Origin of the sequence: Pseudoflavitalea sp. G-6-1-2 (assembly GCF_012927185.1) — a bacterium.
GTDB lineage: Bacteria > Bacteroidota > Bacteroidia > Chitinophagales > Chitinophagaceae > Pseudobacter.
Window position 1 is genome coordinate 273,111 of the sequence record NZ_JABBGB010000002.1, and the last position, 20,245, is coordinate 293,355.

Annotated in this window: 21 protein-coding genes; 18 read left to right on the forward strand and 3 right to left on the reverse strand. The window is 46.0% G+C overall.

Annotated elements, in window-relative coordinates:
- The first annotated feature begins 9 nt into the window (after positions 1-9).
- The 14 genes from HHL16_RS10760 (at position 10) to HHL16_RS10825 (ending at position 10,966) form a co-directional block, all read left to right on the forward strand.
- Complete coding sequence (locus HHL16_RS10760) at positions 10-585, forward strand: DUF2911 domain-containing protein (protein WP_169425212.1); 576 nt, start codon at positions 10-12, stop codon at positions 583-585.
- A gap of 80 nt (positions 586-665) precedes the next feature.
- On the forward strand, positions 666-1,817 hold the full coding sequence (locus tag HHL16_RS10765) for an MFS transporter (RefSeq protein WP_169425213.1): 1,152 nt from the start codon (positions 666-668) through the stop codon (positions 1,815-1,817).
- A 532-nt stretch (positions 1,818-2,349) separates the two neighbouring features.
- Positions 2,350-3,267 (forward strand): DinB family protein, encoded by a 918-nt coding sequence (locus HHL16_RS10770; protein WP_169425214.1) that lies wholly within the window; start codon positions 2,350-2,352, stop codon positions 3,265-3,267.
- 66 nt (positions 3,268-3,333) lie between these two features.
- Positions 3,334-4,428 carry a serine hydrolase gene (locus HHL16_RS10775; RefSeq protein ID WP_169425215.1) on the forward strand — a complete coding sequence of 365 codons (1,095 nt, stop codon included), beginning with the start codon at positions 3,334-3,336 and terminating at the stop codon, positions 4,426-4,428.
- A gap of 38 nt (positions 4,429-4,466) precedes the next feature.
- Entirely contained in the window at positions 4,467-5,159 is a 693-nt protein-coding gene (locus HHL16_RS10780; RefSeq protein WP_169425216.1) for a GNAT family N-acetyltransferase, read from the forward strand.
- A gap of 93 nt (positions 5,160-5,252) precedes the next feature.
- The gene (locus HHL16_RS10785; protein WP_169425217.1) at positions 5,253-5,627 is read left to right on the forward strand and encodes a rhodanese-like domain-containing protein; all 375 of its coding nucleotides are present in this window, start codon (positions 5,253-5,255) and stop codon (positions 5,625-5,627) included.
- Between the two features lie 24 nt (positions 5,628-5,651).
- Positions 5,652-6,467, forward strand: coding sequence for a helix-turn-helix domain-containing protein (locus tag HHL16_RS10790; RefSeq protein WP_346766836.1), 816 nt, complete (start codon positions 5,652-5,654; stop codon positions 6,465-6,467).
- A gap of 67 nt (positions 6,468-6,534) precedes the next feature.
- On the forward strand, positions 6,535-6,909 hold the full coding sequence (locus tag HHL16_RS10795) for a VOC family protein (RefSeq protein ID WP_169425218.1): 375 nt from the start codon (positions 6,535-6,537) through the stop codon (positions 6,907-6,909).
- Positions 6,906-7,712 carry a LytTR family DNA-binding domain-containing protein gene (locus HHL16_RS10800; RefSeq protein ID WP_169425219.1) on the forward strand — a complete coding sequence of 269 codons (807 nt, stop codon included), beginning with the start codon at positions 6,906-6,908 and terminating at the stop codon, positions 7,710-7,712. Before HHL16_RS10795 ends, HHL16_RS10800 begins: the two co-directional genes overlap by 4 nt.
- Before the next feature lie 86 nt (positions 7,713-7,798).
- Positions 7,799-8,452 carry an intradiol ring-cleavage dioxygenase gene (locus HHL16_RS10805; RefSeq protein WP_169425220.1) on the forward strand — a complete coding sequence of 218 codons (654 nt, stop codon included), beginning with the start codon at positions 7,799-7,801 and terminating at the stop codon, positions 8,450-8,452.
- A 68-nt stretch (positions 8,453-8,520) separates the two neighbouring features.
- Positions 8,521-9,675 (forward strand): glycosyltransferase family 1 protein, encoded by a 1,155-nt coding sequence (locus tag HHL16_RS10810; RefSeq protein WP_169425221.1) that lies wholly within the window; start codon positions 8,521-8,523, stop codon positions 9,673-9,675.
- Between the two features lie 138 nt (positions 9,676-9,813).
- Entirely contained in the window at positions 9,814-10,059 is a 246-nt protein-coding gene (locus tag HHL16_RS10815; protein WP_169425222.1) for a hypothetical protein, read from the forward strand.
- Positions 10,060-10,067: 8 nt separating this feature from the next.
- Positions 10,068-10,322: an ester cyclase gene (locus HHL16_RS10820; RefSeq protein WP_169425223.1), complete on the forward strand. Its 255-nt coding sequence runs from the start codon at positions 10,068-10,070 to the stop codon at positions 10,320-10,322.
- 41 nt (positions 10,323-10,363) lie between these two features.
- Positions 10,364-10,966: a Crp/Fnr family transcriptional regulator gene (locus HHL16_RS10825; protein ID WP_169425224.1), complete on the forward strand. Its 603-nt coding sequence runs from the start codon at positions 10,364-10,366 to the stop codon at positions 10,964-10,966.
- Positions 10,967-11,026: 60 nt separating this feature from the next.
- On the opposite strand, the gene HHL16_RS10830 is transcribed toward HHL16_RS10825, so the two are convergent.
- Positions 11,027-12,568, reverse strand: a complete 1,542-nt coding sequence (locus HHL16_RS10830; RefSeq protein WP_169425225.1) for a right-handed parallel beta-helix repeat-containing protein — start codon at positions 12,566-12,568, stop codon at positions 11,027-11,029.
- 263 nt (positions 12,569-12,831) lie between these two features.
- Between HHL16_RS10830 and HHL16_RS10835 the strand changes: the two genes are divergently transcribed.
- Positions 12,832-14,850, forward strand: coding sequence for a M13 family metallopeptidase (locus HHL16_RS10835; RefSeq protein WP_169425226.1), 2,019 nt, complete (start codon positions 12,832-12,834; stop codon positions 14,848-14,850).
- Between the two features lie 108 nt (positions 14,851-14,958).
- On the opposite strand, the gene HHL16_RS10840 is transcribed toward HHL16_RS10835, so the two are convergent.
- Both HHL16_RS10840 and HHL16_RS10845 read right to left on the reverse strand, forming a co-directional pair.
- On the reverse strand, positions 14,959-15,423 hold the full coding sequence (locus HHL16_RS10840) for a RidA family protein (protein ID WP_206022374.1): 465 nt from the start codon (positions 15,421-15,423) through the stop codon (positions 14,959-14,961).
- A 4-nt stretch (positions 15,424-15,427) separates the two neighbouring features.
- The gene (locus HHL16_RS10845; protein ID WP_169425227.1) at positions 15,428-15,784 is read right to left on the reverse strand and encodes a DHCW motif cupin fold protein; all 357 of its coding nucleotides are present in this window, start codon (positions 15,782-15,784) and stop codon (positions 15,428-15,430) included.
- Between the two features lie 246 nt (positions 15,785-16,030).
- Between HHL16_RS10845 and rluF the strand changes: the two genes are divergently transcribed.
- The 3 genes from rluF (at position 16,031) to HHL16_RS10860 (ending at position 20,179) form a co-directional block, all read left to right on the forward strand.
- Entirely contained in the window at positions 16,031-17,212 is a 1,182-nt protein-coding gene (rluF, locus tag HHL16_RS10850) for a 23S rRNA pseudouridine(2604) synthase RluF (RefSeq protein WP_206022376.1), read from the forward strand.
- 50 nt (positions 17,213-17,262) lie between these two features.
- Complete coding sequence (locus HHL16_RS10855) at positions 17,263-18,189, forward strand: hypothetical protein (protein WP_169425228.1); 927 nt, start codon at positions 17,263-17,265, stop codon at positions 18,187-18,189.
- A gap of 112 nt (positions 18,190-18,301) precedes the next feature.
- Positions 18,302-20,179, forward strand: a complete 1,878-nt coding sequence (locus HHL16_RS10860; RefSeq protein ID WP_169425229.1) for a M1 family metallopeptidase — start codon at positions 18,302-18,304, stop codon at positions 20,177-20,179.
- Positions 20,180-20,245: the final 66 nt, after the last annotated feature.

Consider the following 20,245-nt stretch of genomic DNA (forward strand, 5'->3'; position numbering starts at 1 on the left):
TACCATACAATGTTTACAAAACAACACACATTGAAACTGGCATTGCTGTTGGTGCTGTTTGCAGGCATGCACCAGTTCGCAGTTGCTCAATCCGGGGAAGTATGCTATAATCCCAATCTCGTAAAAGATACCAGCAAACGCAGCATCAAATCGATGGCATTTGCGAAGCATCACGGAGACAGCATCAAGATTGCCTATCATTCTCCGGGCGTCCGCAACAGAATTATCTGGGGTGGACTCGTGCCTTTCGGAGATGTGTGGGTAACAGGTGCGCATGATGCCACTACGCTGGAGCTGCCTGCACAATTCGTGATGGGAGGCAAAACCATTCCGGCAGGCAAGTATGCGATCTTCACCATTCCCGGAAAAACTGAGTGGACCTTTATTCTCAACAAACACTGGCAGCAGCACCTCGCATCCGAGTACGATCAGAAAGATGATATCGTGCGCATTCAGGTGAAACCGAAAAAACATGCACATACCGAACGGCTGCAATACAGCATCGTTGCGCCAAAAGCAGGACAGTCCGCTATTGTGATCGCATGGGAAAAGCTGGAACTGACGGTGCCCTTCAGCATAAAGTAATCTTGTCTTCAACAGCAGCAACATTGCAATGCAGGCTAACTGAATTGGCAGTACCTTCGCAGCTTCAATAGACTTTTCGTATGGTTGAAGCTCCGGATGTTCGTACCGCCAGGAAGGCCCGCATTGCAATAGCTGTTTTTTATTTCCTGTCAGGGTTTGGTTTTGCCACCTGGGCATCCCGCATACCAGGTCTGCAGCAACAATTGCATCTCAACGAAGCGCAGCTCGGCGCTGTATTGTTTGCCATGCCTGTAGGACTGATGGCCACGCTCCCGCTCACCGGATTTTTATTGCGCAGATTCAGCAGCCGCAATATCATGCTGATCGGCGCTATTCTTTTCAATGGGATGATGGGCACCATAGGAATGGTAACCGAAACCTGGCAATTTGCAGTGTTGTTATTCTGTTTCGGATCTTCCCGCAATCTGATGAATGTCTCCCTCAACGGACAATCCATAGCCGTTCAGGCATTGTATTCCAAATCTATCATCGCCACTTTTCATGGCATCTGGAGTGTTGCCGGATTCACTGCCGCAGCTGTTGGAGCACTGATGGTGAAATGGGGCGTATTGCCCGGATGGCATTTTCTGGTAGTAGGTATTGCGCTGTGTGCACTGGCGCTTACATTTTTCAAGGACACTGTTCATCAGATGCCAGCAGCGCACGAACGGAAACAAAGTTTTGCACTTCCTCAGAAATCAATGATCTCCTATGGTCTCATTTGTTTTGGTGCGATGGCCTGTGAAGGAGCCATGTACGACTGGAGCGCCATCTATCTCAAAAAAGCAGTAGGCACCACAAAAGAACTGGCCACTGCCGGATATGCCATCTACATGGTGGCAATGACCACCGGGCGTTTTCTCGGTGATAAAATCGCCAATGCCATCGGCGTGAAAGCCATGCTGCGTTACAGCGGCTTACTGCTGTTTGGCGGTTTGATGCTCGCTGCTGCTCTTCCATATCCCATCACAGCCGGTATCGGTTTTGTAATGGTTGGGTTTGGCGTGAGTTGCGTGGTTCCGATGGTATTCAGCATGGCAGGAAAAGTGAAAGGCATGAGCGGCGGTCCGGCAATTGCATCGGTATCTACTGTAGGATATTTCGGCTTTCTGATGGTTCCTCCTGTAGTTGGTTTTGTTGCCGAATATGCAGGTCTGCAATGGTCCTTTGCACTGATGAGCCTGATGGGGATGCTGATCCTTTGGATGGTTGGAAAAATGAAAGAGCAGTAACCTGTAACCGGACTGCGGTTACGCACATGAATTGTTTATCCACAACAATCTTATACATAGATTATTTCGTATATTTGATGTAGCAACTTTCACCGGTTCATTGTTTTTCAGATTACATTCAGCTTACCCCACTTGTGAGAAAATACTGTACTCCGAAGGAAGATCTACGTACAGCTATACACTCACCATGATTTGCCTGACAATGCTTTGCTCCATTAGTAGTGCTGGGCAAAAAAGTATGGTTGCAGTCAATGCGGATTATGCGCACCGGTGGTGTGGACGATTTTCCCGCATTTCTAGTTCACCTGGGCAGCCACCCAGACGGGCACACCGGCAATCGCAGCAACCTGCTCTCCAGCTTATCTCCCCCTTCTCTGATTCTGCCGAATGATGATCGGTTTCGATCTATACGGTTGCGACATCGTATATCCATTTCGCAAATAACTTGTCGCAAAATGACTAACATACGTCGTATTCATACCCCATGTATGTTGTTGCAATCATTCAACTTTGACTCATAAATTGAATGACCATGCAACTCTATTCCAGAAATCAAAATACTACTGTCTGGTGCAATACCGCAGCCTCTTTTCCTGACGGCATTCTGAAAGCACATCAGCTGCTGCATCAGATCTATCCTTCTGCCGAAGGCAGGGAATATTTCGGCATCTCCCGTTTTGAAAATGGAGGCATCAGCTACAAAGCAGCCGTGGCGCTCGCTCCCGGCGAATCGCCCGTTACCGATAAATTCGAAACGTTTGTGATCAATAAGGGATTGTTTCTCGGAACACTCATCAAGGATTTCATGAGCGATACTTCCGTGGTTGGATCAACCTTTCAGCAATTGGTTAAAGATCCGCGCGTAGATCCTGATGGATATTGTCTCGAAGAATACCCCGAATACAACAGCATCATCTGCATGGTTCGCCTCAGCGAAGAACGTGTGCAGGCTCAACTCAGAAAAGAACTCACAGAAGAATATGGGAGGATGTATGAAAATCTATTTCGCACCATCCGCTCTTTTACTCCGCAACAATTCAATACCGTTCCTTCCATCGGAGGATGGACACCCGGACAGGTAACCGAACACATCATCCTTGCTACCGGAGGCATTCCAGACGAAAATACATCCGATGCCGGTCGTATTTTCAATGAGAAAGATGAGACCACCAGATCGGTGTTCACCGATTACCTGCACAAAATGGAAGCGCCAGAATTCATTCGTCCGGATAAAAAAGACTATGATCAGCAACAGCAGATCAGTATCCTCGAAGGTGTTCGGGACAGCCATTTGTCGGGCATTGCATCAAAAGACCTCTTTGCGCTTTGTCTCGATTTTGAACTGCCCGCATGGGGATCCCTCACCCGTTATGAATGGTGGAAGTTCATCAGCTACCATACGGAGCGTCATCTCCATCAATTGCAGAATATTCACAATGTAATGCGCTGAATTTCGTTATAGCATTTTAAACGAACCGGGTGATTGTTCGTCTGAATGATCACCTTAAATGCTATTATGAGAAAAGGCTGGCAATTATCTATTTTAACCCTTGCATTATTTTTTTCCTGCAAGAAGGAAGGCAGTGACAACAAGAATCCTGATCCGGTAAATGATACCATGTATTTTCCTCCCGCTGGCAGCAGCGACTGGCACACCGTATCGCCCGCTGCGCTGAACTGGGATCAGGCAGGTTTTTCCGCACTCTACTCCTATCTAGAATCGAAAGGCACCAAGGCTTTCATTGTTCTCAAGAACGGAAGAATTGCTGCTGAAAAATACTTCGGCGATTTTACTGTAAACTCCGATTGGTACTGGGCTTCAGCCGGCAAGACCATCACCGGTTTACTGGTAGGCATCGCTCAGGAAGAAGCGCTGCTGAAGTTATCCGATCAAACATCCAAATACCTCGGAAAGGGCTGGACTTCTTTACCGGCTGCAAAAGAAGACCTCATCACTATCCGCCATCAATTGACCATGACCACAGGGCTCGACGACGATGTAAAACCCGATAACGACTGCACCACACCCGCCTGTCTCGTTTACAAATCAGACGCCGGCGCCCGATGGGCTTACCACAATGCACCTTACACCCTGCTGGGAAAAGTAATTGAAAAAGCCTCCGGAAAAACCTATCAGAATTATTTCCAGCAGGCCATCAGAGATAAGATCGGCATGCGCGGACTCTGGGTGCAAACCGGCTACAATAATATTTACGGAAGTGATGCCAGAAGCATGGCGAGGTTCGGACTGCTGCTGCTGAACAAAGGCAGTTGGAACAACACCGATATATTGAAGGATAAGAATTACTTCAACACACAGATTAGTTCTTCACAGAATATGAATCCGTCTTACGGATACCTCACCTGGCTCAATGGAAAATCGCAGTACATGCTGCCGACCCTGCAATTCCAATTTGCAGGAAGCCTCGTTCCCAATGCTCCAGCTGATATGTATGCAGCGCTTGGCAAGAATGATCAGAAGATCTACGTGGTACCCGGATTGCAGTTAGTGGTTATCCGTATGGGAGAAGCAGCCGGTGAGTCCAAGCTGGCTGCATCCAGTTTTGATAATGAACTCTGGGGCAAACTGAAAACGATACTGCGCTACTGAGATGCGTATATTTATTGTGTTATATCAACAACACACGTATGGAATCTGCGCTGCTCAATCAATTGAACAATCCCGCATGGCATGCATTGCAATCTGCTCAACAATCATTTGCTATTGGTAACGATGCTGTAAAAAGATATAAAAAAAACATACTTCCTTTTGCTGCTTATGACCATGCACAACCTGAAAGATTGCAGGAACTGGATCAGTATTTCCAATCAGGCGAAACATTCTTTCTGATTGGCGAACTGCCGGAAGTCCTTCCACACTGGACGCTGCTCAACGATCTCCCCTGCCTTCAAATGGTGAGCACCACTCCGGTACCTCCGATTGAAAATGCACAAGTAGAAATCGCTCCGCTGACAGCCGCTGATCGCGATGCCATGTATCAGCTGATACAAAAAGTGCAGCCTGGTTACTACATGCCCGATACGCATCAGTTGGGAGATTATTTCGGCATATGGGATGATGAAAATCTTATTGCGATTGCAGGTGAGCGCATGCGTTTGAATGGATTATCGGAGCTCAGCGCTATCTGTACCGATCCTGCACATACCGGCAAAAAATATGCGCAGCACCTGATACATCATCTCTGCAACTCGCGCAGGGCAATGGGAATTACCCCCATGCTGCATGTGCTGGATACCAATGAGCGGGCGGTTCGGTTATACGAATTCCTTGGTTTTCAAACACGTAAAACCATTCATTTCAGAAAGTTTCTGAAACCCTGAAATCCGGTTATTCTGGCATAGATTCTGTACCTTGCTGATCCCTGTTCCTTTCATTTTCCTGCCCCGATTTTCCTCAATCATTAAAACATCTTTATGGCTAAATCAGCAACGGACCTCGTAAAGGAGGCCAAACAGCAGGTAGAGAACCTTACTCCAGATCAGGTGAAAGAGCAAGTAAGCAATGGCGCTACGCTCATCGATATCCGCGAATCCGAAGAATTGGGCAGCAGCGGCAGAATTGCCGGATCTGTTCATGCGCCACGCGGACTGCTCGAATTCTATGCCGACGAATCGATGCCTTATCACAAACCTGAGTTCGATAAAACAAAACGAATTATTCTGCATTGCGCATCAGGCGGACGTTCTGCGTTGGCTGTGAAAACGCTCAAAGAAATGGGGTACGAAAATGTAGCACATCTCGATGGTGGCATCAAAGCCTGGAAAGAAGCTGGCTACCCCACTGAATAATCTCTGATACAGTATATTGCGGATGTGAATGCATTTGCCAACATCCGCAATCTCTACATGCCCGTTCAGCCAACGGTGAAGCAATCTGCTGCACAGGTAACCTACGCAGAATTTCTGCCGGATCTTCGCCTGCAACCTTACATCTATTGCTACTGGCAGCTGCGTACTGCAGAACCACTCGAAACTCCCTTTCTGTACAGGGTTGTAGCTGATGGATGTATCGATATTTATTTCGACCTCAATGCTCCTTCAGAAAACTGGGTGATGGGATTCTGCAAGCAGTACACTGCATTTCTGCTGGAGAACCAATTCAATTATGTGGGTGTACGATTTCTTCCCACCATGTTCCCGCAATTGTTCGGTGTAAATGCCATGGAGATCAGCAACAGATACGAACAGCTGAACGCCATTGTTCCCGCTGCTGCAAACTTCATTGCAAATCATTTTCATGCAGGGCTGGATGCGAAGACCATCGCTGCATTGTTCGATGAATATTTTCTCGATGTTGCAGCTGCTGCCAGTTTCGATGAAGATAACCGGCTGTACGAAGCCATCGGAATTATTCTGCAGCAGTGTGGTGTGCTGAATGTTGCGGAAGATCTTAATACCGGCATCAGTCCCCGTCAACTCCGCAGACTCTTCGAATTCTATATCGGCGATACTCCCAAAACTTTCAGCAAGGTGGTTCGGTTTCAGCATATTCTTCGTGCAAAACCATCTACACAAAGCCTCCGCAACAACAAACTTTTCTTTGATGTAGGTTATTACGATCAGGCGCATTTCATCAAAGAATTCAGGAACTTTTATGGTGTAACACCTTCCCGTGCATTCGGCAGGTAGTATGTCCGTTTTTTACAATGATTGCAGACTGCTGCTTCGCATCTTTGTGCAATAAAACAAACGAAATATGAAACTCAACGCAGGCATTATCACAGACAAACTCGCAGCTACCAAAACGTTTTACACTGAGGTATTGGGATTTGGAGTAACTTTTGAAAACGCATTCTATCTGTTGCTGCATACACCCGGCAATACAGCGGAACTGAGTTTTCTGCTGCCGGACCATCCATCCCAGCAAGCCCTTTTCCAGCCTGCATTTGGTGGCAAAGGTGTTTATCTTACCATCGAGGTGGATGATGTAGATGGTTTGTATGAAGAGATAAAGAGAAAAAACATCGAAATAATGATCGAACTTCGTGATGAGCCATGGGGTGACAGGCACTTTGCCATTCAGGATCCCAACGGAGTGGGCATCGATCTTGTAAAATATTCAGCACAATGACAATCACTTCATTCTTTCACCGGAACAGACATCAACAGATTGGAGGCACCGGCTTGCTGTTGATGATTGCCGTAGCAGTAGTGTTCACCTCTGGGCAGGATCTGTTGCGGGCGAAACTCAACAACTCTGCTTTTTATCTCAGCGAATCATTGCTGTACGGCAGTTTTTGGGTGTTCTTTTTTCCGGTGTTGTTATTGATGTATGTGACTATTGCTAACACCAGACTGAAACAATCTGTTTGGTATTGCGCCGGAGCTGCATTGGCTGGCGCAGTCTTGCATCTGTTGTTGGTTCCCATTGCCATTCATCAGTTGTCTGCTGCATTTTTTGAACACACATTTTCATTTGTCGAAGTACTTGAATATACGATTGCAGAAGATCTTTACCTGTTGTTGTTCGTGTATGGTCTCGCCGGTTGGGGCTTGCATGCCGCTATCAACAATAAGGGGGAGACACAGGAGGCCGGGAAACTGTATGCCCAACAGCTGTTGCTGCAAAGCGGCAGAACCAGTTTGCCGGTAGCGGTTGAGGAGATTTGCAGCATTCAGGCCGCTACTCCTTATGTGGCCATTCATCTCGAAGGGAAAAAACTGCTGCATCACCAAACCATGTCGGCCATGATGGAGCAGCTCGACCCTGCCCTCTTTTTACGCGTGCATCGATCCTCCATTGTGAACATCAAAAAAGTGCAGAGCTGCCGGTCGAGACTGAATGGCGATTATGATCTCGAAATGCAGAACGGAGACATCATCCGGCTGAGCAGAAATTACTGGCCGGCATTCAAAACACGGTTCAGCAAATGACCACGGCTGGAGGTATCCACTCATCGTTTCGACCCATTTTGCTTTGAGACTCACCCAATTGCGTGGAGCTTTGCAGAAAACATTTTATGCGGAATCTTCCACTGGTTATCCTTCATCTTTCCATTCTCTTTTCGCTTAGTGCATGCAGCGGACAGCAGATAAAAACGACCATCCCTCCACAGAAAGTTATCGTAGGCGGTGGCTGTGATGGCTGCGATCTGATGTATATCGGCATGCCCGTTCAGATCTCATCCATCGATACCAGCATTGGGTGGAATGAAGCCGGCACCCGCCTGGTGATCGATGGAACAGTCCTGAAACGGGACGGACAAACACCCGCACCCGATGTGATCATCTATTACTGGCAAACCGATAATACCGGACTTTACTCCCCCGTGCCCGGTATGGACGAAAGAACCAAACGCCACGGACATATCAGAAGCTGGGTTAAAACCGATAACAATGGCAGGTTCAGGATCTGTACCATTCGTCCGGCCCCATACCCCCGCGAAACTATGCCTGCCCATATCCATTTATCTGTCAAAGAACCTGGCTACAACGAATATTATGTAGATGAGCTGGTATTCGATGATGATGGTTTTCTCACTCCCTACAAACGTTCCCAACTCGAAAACCGCGGCGGATCGGGCATTCTGAAACCAATTGTGCGCGATGGAATGTTATGGGCCGACTACAAAATGACGCTCGGTTTGAATATTCCCGGTTATCCCGATAAATAAAACGACGGAAAGTTTCAAGATAATCAGGAAGTTATATTTTTGGGGCTGGCTATAAAATCACCAGCACTATGATAATTGGATTTGACGCAAAGCGTGCATTTCAAAACAGAACAGGTCTTGGCAATTACAGCAGAACCCTGCTGCAGTCCCTCTACGATAATTACAGGGACAACAAATATGTTCTGTTCGCACCGAAGCGTACATCCATGTTCCCACTGAGTGAGGCCGAAGGATTCTCCGTTGTTACGCCCACCTGGCAGCCAGCGAAACTATTGCCCTCAGTATGGCGCAGCATGTGGATGACCAAAGACCTGAAACGTGCAGGCATCAACCTCTACCATGGATTGAGCAACGAATTGCCGTCGGGCATTCAGAATACCCGGATCTCTTCTATCGTATCCATCCATGATGTAATATTCGAGAAGTATCCTGAGTATTACCATAAATCGGAAGTGGTGATCTACCGGAAGAAATTCAGAAGCGCCTGTAAGAATGCTGACATCATCATGGCTATGAGTGAGCAAACAAAGAATGATATTGTGGCGTTGTACGGAGTGGATAAAAACAAAGTGCGCGTTTGCTACCAGAGCTGCGACCCAATATTCAGAATATTGGTAGATGCTGAAACCAAAACACAGATCCGCAAGCTGTACGGATTGCCTGAACAATATTTCCTCTATCTGGGATCGATCATCGAGCGGAAAGATCTGTTATCGATTTGCAAAGCCCTGCATCAGTTGGGAGATAAAGTTGATATTCCGCTTGTAGTGGTAGGCAAAGGAAAAGAATACAAGAAAACAGTACAGCAGTGGCTGGCTGAAAATAATATGACCGACCGCGTGATATTCCTCTCGGATACAGCGGTGGCCAACTCAACTCCTGAATACCAGACTGGCGCTCACTTTCCGGCGATCTATCAGAATGCGCTCGGCTTTATTTATCCGAGTGTATACGAAGGTTTCGGCATTCCGATACTCGAAGCCATATCAGGCGGAGTGCCCGTGATTGCAGCCAATGCAAGCAGTCTCCCGGAAGTAGGTGGCGATGCTGCGCTGTACTTTCAACCCGGCAATGTAGAGCAACTGGCCAATCAGATTTTACGATTGAGTCAGGATCAGGAACTGCGCGTTAATTGCAGAATGATGGGACTGCTGCAGTCCGCCCAATTCAGTATGGCGAACTGCGCAGCCAAAGTGATGGATGTGTATCAGGAGCTCGCCTGATTATTTCATTAGTTTTACCACTGTCGTGTGATAGTAATTATGTGGTGCTTTTATTGATCCAGATCACAGAAATTCCTTATCCCAGATCATTGGAAGGTACTGGCGGGTGTTCAGAACTTTGCGGACTAAATCAATTCTATGTCAATTACAAACGCCCCAAAAATTCTGTCAGCATTATTCATACCCCTGTTGTTCGCCTGCAATCAGGCTGCTTCTCATAATGATTTGCAATCTGCTTCTGCATTGAACAAACAAATTGTTCAAAGGTATTTTACTGAGGTTTGGAACAATGGCAAGCTCGATGCTTTGAACGAACTGCTCGATAAAGAATACATCAATCACACACCCAGCACTCCTAATCCTCCCCGTGTTCCGAAGGACTGAAACCCATTGTGGCGGCCATCCGCAAAGCCTTTCCGGATCTGCATTACGAGATCAAAGAACTCATTGCCAACGATAGCATGGCTGTGGCAAGGCTGGTAGTAACCGGCACACAGCAGGACAGTCTGTTCAATCTCCCGCCAACCGGTAAGAAGTTTACGGTCAACCAGATGAATATCGAGAAAATTGTCAATGGAAAGATCGTAGAACATTGGCGCGTTACAGATGAACTCACCATGATGAAGCAGCTGGGCTTCGCACAATAACACCGGGAATTTTGTAACTATGCATAGTAAATATTGTATGTATGCATGAGTTGCTTATCCGGAATTTCAACAGGCATGTGTCGCTCTCCGATGCAGAGGCAGCCCGGATTCCCGATTACTTCCAGCATAAGAAAATTCGCAAAAAACAGTTGCTGCTCGAAGAAGGCGACATATGCAAAGCCGATTATTTTGTACTCGATGGCTGCCTCCGCCAATACGAAACGGACAAAGCAGGCAAAGAACACGTAGTGCAATTTGCCTTGGCCGGTTGGTGGATCAGTGATCTGTACAGCATGCTTACCAAAACTCCCGCCGTGTACAGTATCGATGCATTGGAAGACTCCAATGTTTTGCTGCTCGATCTGCAACATCGGGAGAAACTCTTTCAGGAAATACCAGCTCTGAACATTTACTGGCGTGTGATTATGGAAAATGCATTTATTGCATTGCAGCGCAGGATTATCCTGCTTCAGAAACCGGTTGAACTGCGTTATCAGGAATTCCTGCAACGCTACGCCTATTTTGAGCAACATATTCCCCAGCACCAGATTGCCTCTTATCTGGGCATTACAAGAGAATCGCTGAGCAGGGTTCGCAATGCAGCATTGAAAAGTAAAGAAGGAAATGATGATACCGTTAAATAACAAGAGCCTTCAGGATCCGGAGATCCGAAGGCTCTTGCAGTTTGAGATAATCCTCTTCGATTATTGTTTCTGATAAGCTCCCATGTCCACTTTCCCACCTGTTACGCGTGGTTTGCCGTCGTAATCTTTTTCTGATGGATCGGTGATCAGTGCTGCATTGCCTGTACGCAAAGCAGCGCTGCCTGTTTTCAGGTGAAAATCGGGTGCAGTAGTTGAAATGCTGGTGTACAAAGGGTCTTTGAAGAAAGAATGTGCATCCTGCTTTGTCTCAGTTCTGTAAGCAGCAAAGGATTCGTAGCTCTTTTCATGCCAGTTGATATTGATATCATCAGCATCCTTGCTGGTGGTAAACCAGTTGTTGTAATCGATGGTATTTCCGGTCTGTGGAAATATTGCTTCCAATGTGAGCAACGTATTCTGTTCATTGGTGTAAAACACGTTGTTTACAATTTTGCAATTGCTGGCCCTTGTGATATAAATTTCCCCGGCTCCATTCTTGCTGTCGGTACTGTTCTTTATGAAGCTGTTGTTTCTGATTGTGCTGTTCACTACCTGTCCGATTTTGTTCTTGGCAGTATCATATCCGCCAATAGCCACACCGGCAACCTGGTTCTGATAGATCAGGTTATTGGTAACAAGAATATTGCTGGCAGTGCCGTATTCTTCATGTCCTATCTCAATGCCATATCCGTTTTGATAGGTGATATTCCGGTCTACTACGATATTGAGTCCGCCATCTACATAAATACCACCACTGGTAGCATACCTGCCAAGGTTTTTGTAGCAGGTGTTTCCTCTGATCACACCATTGCGCGCCTGATCCAATGCTGTATTGCTGCTTACTTTATAATGTCCCAGCGCCGCAATACCGATGTTGGAATTGTCGTGTACTTTGTTGTTGGTAACGGTGAACCCATCTACATTTCCATCGATGGATACGGTTTCGCTGAAGCCCGGAATATTGTTGCTGAATTCGCAGCCATCTATTACCAGATTGGTGATGGCATTTGCCTGAGTGGTTCCATAACCATATGCTACGAAGGGTTGTGCGTTGTCGCTGTCTTTAGGAAGGGTGGCCGGGTTGCTTGTCCAGTTGATCTTCTGGAACTTCATGTTACGGAATGTGATGTTGCCTGCTTTTCCATTCTTAGTGGCAGTGACAAGCACACCCATCGCATTGTTCTTCGTAATGTTCTGAACAGTGATGTTGCTGAAAATAAGATTGCTTTTGTCTTCGACGGTAAGAATATTGGTGCCTGAAATTTTCGAACCATCGATCACCACCTGCTCATTGTTGTAGTTGGTAAAAGTAATTGGGTTCGATGCAGTACCACTGACATTCACGGAGAGTTCTTCATAGTAAATCCCTCCTTTGATATTCACAGTACTGCCTGCCAGAGCGGCATTGAACGATTTTTGGATGGTTTTCCAGGCTGAGTCCGGCGTTCGACCACTGTTCTTGTCGTTCCCTCTTGCTCCATCAACATAAAATGAAACGCCCGTGGGCACTTCGGCTGAATTGTCGTCATTGGAAATTAAAGATCCTTCTCGTTTACAGGCGATGCTGCAAAACATAATGGATAGAATTAGGATGTTGCGCATTGACATAAGGTTTGATTGTATAGATAATACACCCAAATGGTGAGATACCCTATGTCAACATGCAAATGATAATATGGTTCGCAGCGGTTTTAACAATTCAGCATTGCGAAACAAAATGATAACAGTGGGAAATTCACCCTGGCAACGAATTTTATGTTGATGTTTAATTTTCTACTGAAATGCCCCTGTTCCCGCTCATGTATTAACCTCTCACTAACCCTTGCTTCTCAAACAGATTGATTAAATTGACACAAATACCATACATGAAAAAATATATTTATTCAAGTGTGATGATAGGATTACTGGGAGCATGTACCAACAGCAATCCACCCGCCAAAACCTTTGTTGACGTCAGCGGAATCGACGCTGCCATTAAACCCGGCGACAACTTCTTCCGCTACGTAAACGGACGATGGTACGATACTGTGAAGATTGCCGACGATCAATCTGGTGTGGGCTCCTACTCATTCCTGAATATTCCTCAAAAGAAACTGCTGCAGCATATTCTGGATAGTGTTTCAAAAGGGCAACACCCTGCAGGAAGCATCGAGCAGAAGGTCGGTGACTTCTATGCTTCGGGCATGGATACAACAACCATCAATCGCCGCGGCTACGAACCCATTCAACCGATACTCGCACGCATCGATGCCATCAAAGACATAGCTGCACTCGTTAAATTCGCAACTGTTGAACTGAAATCCGGTAACCCATCCCTGATCAATTTTGGAATCTATCCGGATAACAAGAACAGCAGCCTTGTTATTGCGCATGTGGTTCAATCCGGCATCGGATTGCCCGATCGCGATTATTATTTCAAAACAGATTCGTCGAGCGTTGAAATTCAGCAGGTGTATAAAAAATACATCGCTCAATTGTTTCAGCTTACCGGCAGTGATCCGGCTGCTGCTACTGCCGCTGCGGGAACTGTTTACGATCTCGAAAAACAAATTGCCGCTTCTCACAAAACCAATACGGAACTCAGGGATATCAATGCCAATTACAACAAAGTTTCTATTGCATCTCTCAGTAAGTCGCAGCCCAATATCGGCTGGGAATCAGTGCTGGCGGACCTGGAAGCAAAAACTGATTCTGTTGATATGAGTCAGGTCCCCTACTTCGTTAAGCTGAATGCCTTGCTGAAGTCTGTTCCTTTGCATACCTGGAAAACCTATCTGAAAGCATCTACTCTTAAAAACTATGCTGAAGACCTGAGCCAACCGTTCATGGATGCATCCTTCGGATTCACCAAAGTAATAACCGGACAAGCAACACAGAAATCGCGCAATCAGATCATCACCGAAAAAGTAGATAACCTGCTGGGACAGGCATTGGGACAGATCTATGTGAAGAAATATTTCAACGAGGAATCGAAGAAACAAGTGCTGGATCTTGTAAACAATCTGCAGAAATCTTTCGAGAACAGGATCACTCAGCTCGACTGGATGAGCGACAGCACCAAACAAAAAGCGAAAGAAAAACTGTACGCCATCACTAAAAAAATTGGGTATCCCGACAAATGGCGCGACTACGACAAAGTGCAGATCAACAAATCGCAATACTTCGAGAACCTGCTTTCGCTCAACCAGAATGCGTTTCATCATTACTTATCAAAACTGAACAAGCCCGTCGACAAAACGGAATGGGAAGTAACGCCTGGTACTGTTACCGCTTACTACAATCCATATTTCAATGAGATAGTATTCCCTGCGGGCATTCTGCAATACCCCTATTTTGATCATTCAGCGGATGATGCTATCAATTACGGAGGGATCGGTATGGTGATCGGTCACGAAATGACGCATGCTTTCGACGATCAGGGTGCACAGTTCGATAAAGACGGTAACGTAAAAAACTGGTGGACAAAAGAAGATTACGAGCGGTTCAGAGCAAAAACAAAAAGTGTAATTGATTTATACAGTTCCTTTACCGTACTCGATTCCGTTCACATCAACGGAGCGCTTACCGTAGGAGAAAACACCGCGGACAATGGTGCCATTGCAATTGCTTACGATGCATTCAAAATGACACAGCAGGGAAAAGACACGGTTAAGATCGACGGCTTCACGCCCGATCAGCGCTTCTTCCTGTCTGTCGGCAGAATATGGCGTGTGAAAACGCGTGATGCCTTCCTGCGCAATTATGTGAACACCGATCCGCATTCACCGGCCACATGGCGCGTGAATGGTCCATTGATGAATTCAACGCCTTTCTATAAAGCGTTCAATGTACAGCCCGGAGAGAAAAACTATAAATCAGAAGCAGAAAGAATAAAGATCTGGTAATTGCTTCTCAAATCGAAAGCGGTTCATTTATCGGAAACACACTGATAAATGAACCGCTTCGCTTTTATTATCGATGGAATGATGCACCGCTGTGCAGCTGCGTCCTCATCAGTTTTTGGGAAGATGTGCCACCAGCTCAACTTCCAGCTTAGCATCGGGCATATATAATCTCGAAACCTGCACCCAGGTAGCGGCAGGAAAATCATTGTTGTAGAATGCTTTTCTGGAACTGTTGTATTTCTTCATGGCATCGATGTCGGTAGTATAAAGATTTTCTTTTACCACATGCTGGAAGCTGGCTCCAAAGCTCTTCAACGAACGTTCCAGCGCCTTATACACCTGCGTAATTCCTTCCGGAGTGATCTCTGTGCTTACGGCTCCGGATATATAGAGTATGTTGTCTACTTTGAGTACCTGCACATATCCGGCAGTAGTGTCCTGTTGCAGCTTATTACCCCAATGCCATTTTTCTTTCGCAATGTCGTTTTCCTTTTTCTGTGCCATCAGGGCAGTATGGCCGGAAATGAGCAACAACAATAATGTCAAATGTTTGAATGAGGAGAATTTTCGCATACGCTTATTTATTGGTTGAATTGTTTTGCAGGAAATCGCCGTCGATGATCAGCAGTTTTACCGGTCCGGTTGTTTTTGAGCGATGAGAACTCAGGTTATCGGAAACTACATAGGTCATGCCTTTGGTGAGTGAAAACGCTGAACCATTCTCCATTTCACTAACGAATTCTCCTTCGAGGCAATGCACAATATGTCCTTTTTGGCACCAATGATCGGCCAGATAACCTTCGGAGTATTCTACAATCCGGATACGAAGTCCGGCTGACTGCACCGTTTGCCAGTATGCTTCGCCAGTAGTTCCGGGATGGATAGTTTTTTCGATTGTCGACCAGTCGATCGTTGTAAATGGAATATTGCTCATGCTGCCAGTTCGGTTTTAGATTCAATGAAATTACATTTGCTGCATTGTCAGGGCTGTTACAAAATATGAAAAAGACGCTGCTCAAACGTGCAGTTCAGCCGAATTATCAGATTTTTGGGAATAAGCTGAAGCTGCCGTTCAAAGCGCCCAATCTGAAGGGATTTTGGAGGAAATCGCTTTTTTCGTTGTCAATTCCAGACATTTGTACCCGGAAGCACCAGCTTACACTCTAAAAAAGATACCATTTTGGATAATTCGATCAGTTTAAACAAGTTTATCAGCGATACGGGCTATTGTTCACGAAGAGAAGCGGATAATCTCATTACCGAAGGACGGGTATTGCTGAACGATAAACCAGCATCGCTGGGTAATCGGTACAAACCCGGAGATACGGTAGAAGTGGATGGCAGCCTCATAACCGCCGCCAAAAAGGAGAAACGTGTTTACATCGCATTGAATAAACCTATTGGTATCACTACTACAACTGAGTTGCACATCAAGGATAACATCATCAGTTTTGTAGGTTATCCCAAAAGGATTTTTCCAATCGGCAGGCTCGACAAAGATTCTGAAGGACTGATTCTGCTCACCAACGACGGAGATATCATCAACAAGATCCTGAGAGCCGATAACAAGCACGAGAAAGAATATATCGTAAGAGTTAACAAACCCATCGATCATTCGTTTGTGCAGCAGATGTCGCAGGGCGTGCCTATTCTCGATACGCGCACCCTCCCCTGCAAGGTGCAGATGATGGGGCGTCAGACTTTCCGGATCACACTAACCCAGGGGCTCAATCGCCAGATCAGGCGCATGTGTGAATACCTGGGCTATGCAGTGGTTGGATTGCAGCGTGTACGCATCATGAACATCCGCCTCGACAAACTTGCTGTGGGCAAGTGGCGGTACCTCAGTGAAGCTGAATTGTCGCTGCTCATGGAAGACATTGCAGATTCAAGCCAGCAGAAAAAGCCGGAGAAACCAGCAAATGGTGCATATAAAAAAGCTGCACGCAAGTCAACTGCTCCCAAACCTGAATTTGCTCCTAAAGACAGAACACAGACTGGTAGCGGTAAAGCGGCGAAACCAACCTTCAAAAAAGACGACAAACCAGCAGCTGGTAATCACAAGAAAACCGGCAATAAGTCAACAGGCTCCAAACCTGATTTTTCGCCTAAGGACAAAGCCAGGGCTGGTTATACCAAAGCCGCAAAACCTGCATTCAGAAAAGAAGACAAAGCACAGGCAGGAAAGAAGCCGGCCGGTAACTGGAAGAAAGAAAACTCCGGACAGAAATCTGCACCCGAAAAAAAGCCGCAGCACAATCGTCCGGAAAAAAATGCGGGGAACAATCAGAAAGACAACGATCAGAAAAAGGGCAGGCAGAAAGGGAGTTTCAAAGATTACAGAAGCAAAGGACGCCGGTAGCATTCTGAATAAAAACGATAAACTTTAAACAGTCTTCATCCAACATTATCATGCAATTGCTCTCTAAAGACATTATCACCAAAGACGGAGAAAAGAAATTCCAAATCAGGATAATGAAAGATGAAGCAGTGGGTTTGTTCACTGCTGCTGACAATAAGAACTACCTGATACTCGATAGCGCGGATTATTGGTTCGACCTCATTCAAACCAGAAAAACGCCCGGCCTTACAAAATGCAAATGCAAAAACGAATGGTTCTTTGTTCGTTTCGACTACATTCCCCGCAAAGACACACCCGACATAAAACAAGTGAATGTTGCAATCAGCTGCACGCAATGTCAGCTGGAAAAGAAAGCGATGTCTGTTGACATCGATTATTCTCCTACGGATCAACTGATCGATGAGCCATTGATTTTTTGCGAACAACCTTTTCTCAAATACAATCTCACTTCCATCAGCAGCTACTGGGCTCATAACGATCTGAAACGATTCATTTCTTTCATGGCTGAAGAACTTCATTTCAATATGTACTGCTGGTTTTGGCGCAATGCTGATAAGAAAAGATATTTTGAACAGGTAAGTCAGGAGAAAGCCACAGAAATAATTACAGCCAATCATCGTTACCTTGATTTCTATTTTTCCAGATCTGCCCCCGATTTCAAAATAGATCAGCACAAAGATGGTCCATATGTAAAATCGGACCAATGGCAGACGCAAGAAGTAATTCGACTCAGTGGGCCTAACTCGATAATGTATGATGATGGCAAAACAGCACTATTGTTTTACACCAGCTACAGTACACAGTTTATCGATGAGGGCAAAGTAACAGATAAGTCCGCTGAGTTCACCCATGATACAACCCGCATCCATCAATGGTTTAAGCAGCATTTTGTTGAAGCCAGAGGCAAAGATTGCTTCGATAACGCAGAAGAACATACAAAAATATTCAAGGATAAATTTCTAAAGAACAAGTCATAGTTGAACTGCGTCGGTTTCGCAAACATTTCATTGGAGAAAATCAGCCGCTTGTCTAATCAGGCAGGGCTATAGCTCATCTTTTGGTATATTGCTCACGCTTAAAACTATGCACATGGTTCGTATTCTACTATTCAGCACTTTGCTTTGCAGTATCGCTTTTTGCAGCAATGCACAAAACTTATACATGCCGCGCGATGTTCAGCAGGCTTACAAAAACGGCACCCGTTCTGCTGACGGACATCCCGGTAAAAAATACTGGCAGAATAAAGCACGATACAATATAGCTGTAACGGCTACTCCACCGAACCGCACTATACGGGGCACGGAGGAAATCATCTATTTCAACACAAGCCCGGAACCAGTGCAGTATCCGGTATTCAGATTACTGCTCAACATCCACAAACCAGGCGCTATGCGCAATGGCAATAAATTCGAAGGATACCTCACTTCCGGTGTGCATATCGATCATTTTGCTGTGAACAATCAGCAGCAGGATTGGCCCTACCCCAATGGTTTTGTACTGCATCGTGTGAAGCTCCCTAACGCAGTAATGCCCGGGGATTCTGTGAAATTCACTTTCAACTGGCATTTCGATTTGTCTGTGCAGGATGGCCGCGAAGGCATGGTCGATTCCACTACCATGTTCCTCGCTTATTTCTATCCGCGTATTGCAGTGAATGATGATGTGAGCGGATGGGATCTTACCAATTTCACCGATCAGCAGGAGTTCTACAGCGATTTCAACGATTATACGGTAACAGTAAATGTACCAGCCAATTTTGTCGTTTGGGGAACCGGCACACTGCAACATCCTGAAACATTATTGCAGCCCGATATCGCTAAACGTTATCAGCAATCACAAACAAGTGATGCGGTAATTCATGTAGTAACCAAAGCTGATCTGCAAAGCAAAAAAGTAACTGCTCAAAACAACATGAATGCCTGGCAATTCAAGGCCAGTAACATACCAGATATGGCGTTTGGCATCAGCGACCATTTTGTATGGGATGCCGCCAGTACTGTTGTTGATGCATCCACTGGCCGTCGCGCAAGCGTACAGACCGCTTACAACGATACTGCGATCGATTACCCGCATGTGGCCGGATTTACTCAGCGAACGCTGCGATGGTTGTCCCGCAACTGGCCGGGCATTCCCTACCCCTACGAAAAAATGACCGTATTTCAGGGACATGCCGATATGGAATATCCCATGATGTGCAACGACGATACCTATGATTCCGACACTGCAGAAGCATTGCTCACTGTAGTGCATGAGGTTACACATACCTACATGCCTTTTTACATGGGCATCAATGAAACGAAGTATGGATTTATGGACGAAGGATGGGCTACCGCACTGGAATATCTCTTTGGTCTCGATGAAAACGCTGCCGTCGCCAACAAGAAATTCAAAGATTTCCGTATCGCACCATTTACAAAGGATCTTTCATCAGACTTTGAAATACCCATCATCGCGCCGGGCACATCCCTTGCCGGAAATGCGCTGAGAGCAAATCAATATGGCAAGGCAGCACTCGGATATCTTGCCGCAAAAGACTTACTGGGAGATGTCTTGTTCAAAAAATGCCTGCAGGAGTATATGAAGCGCTGGCATGGCAAACATCCTATCCCATGGGATTTCTTCAACACCTTCAATGAGGTTTCCGGCAGAAACCTCAATTGGTTCTGGAATAACTGGTTCTTCACTTTCAATCATATCGATCTGGCCATTCAGCAGGTGGCAAAAACAAATTCGGGATATGAAGTATCCATCCGCAATGTGGGCGGCTTTGCTATCCCTTTCGATGTGCTTGTTACTTACACTGATGGCAGCAAAGCTGCACTGCATCAGACTCCTGCAATCTGGCAGGCCAATCAGCAACAGGCAAAGCTGAGTATCAAAACCAATAAGACTATCGCAGCGCTGAAATTGGATGGCAATATTTTCATGGACGGCAACGATTCCGACAACGAGTGGAAGACACTTTGATGCAGTTTCGGCATTTCCTGCACCCAACAAAAAAGGGCTGCCCTGAGAAACAGAGCAACCCTACGA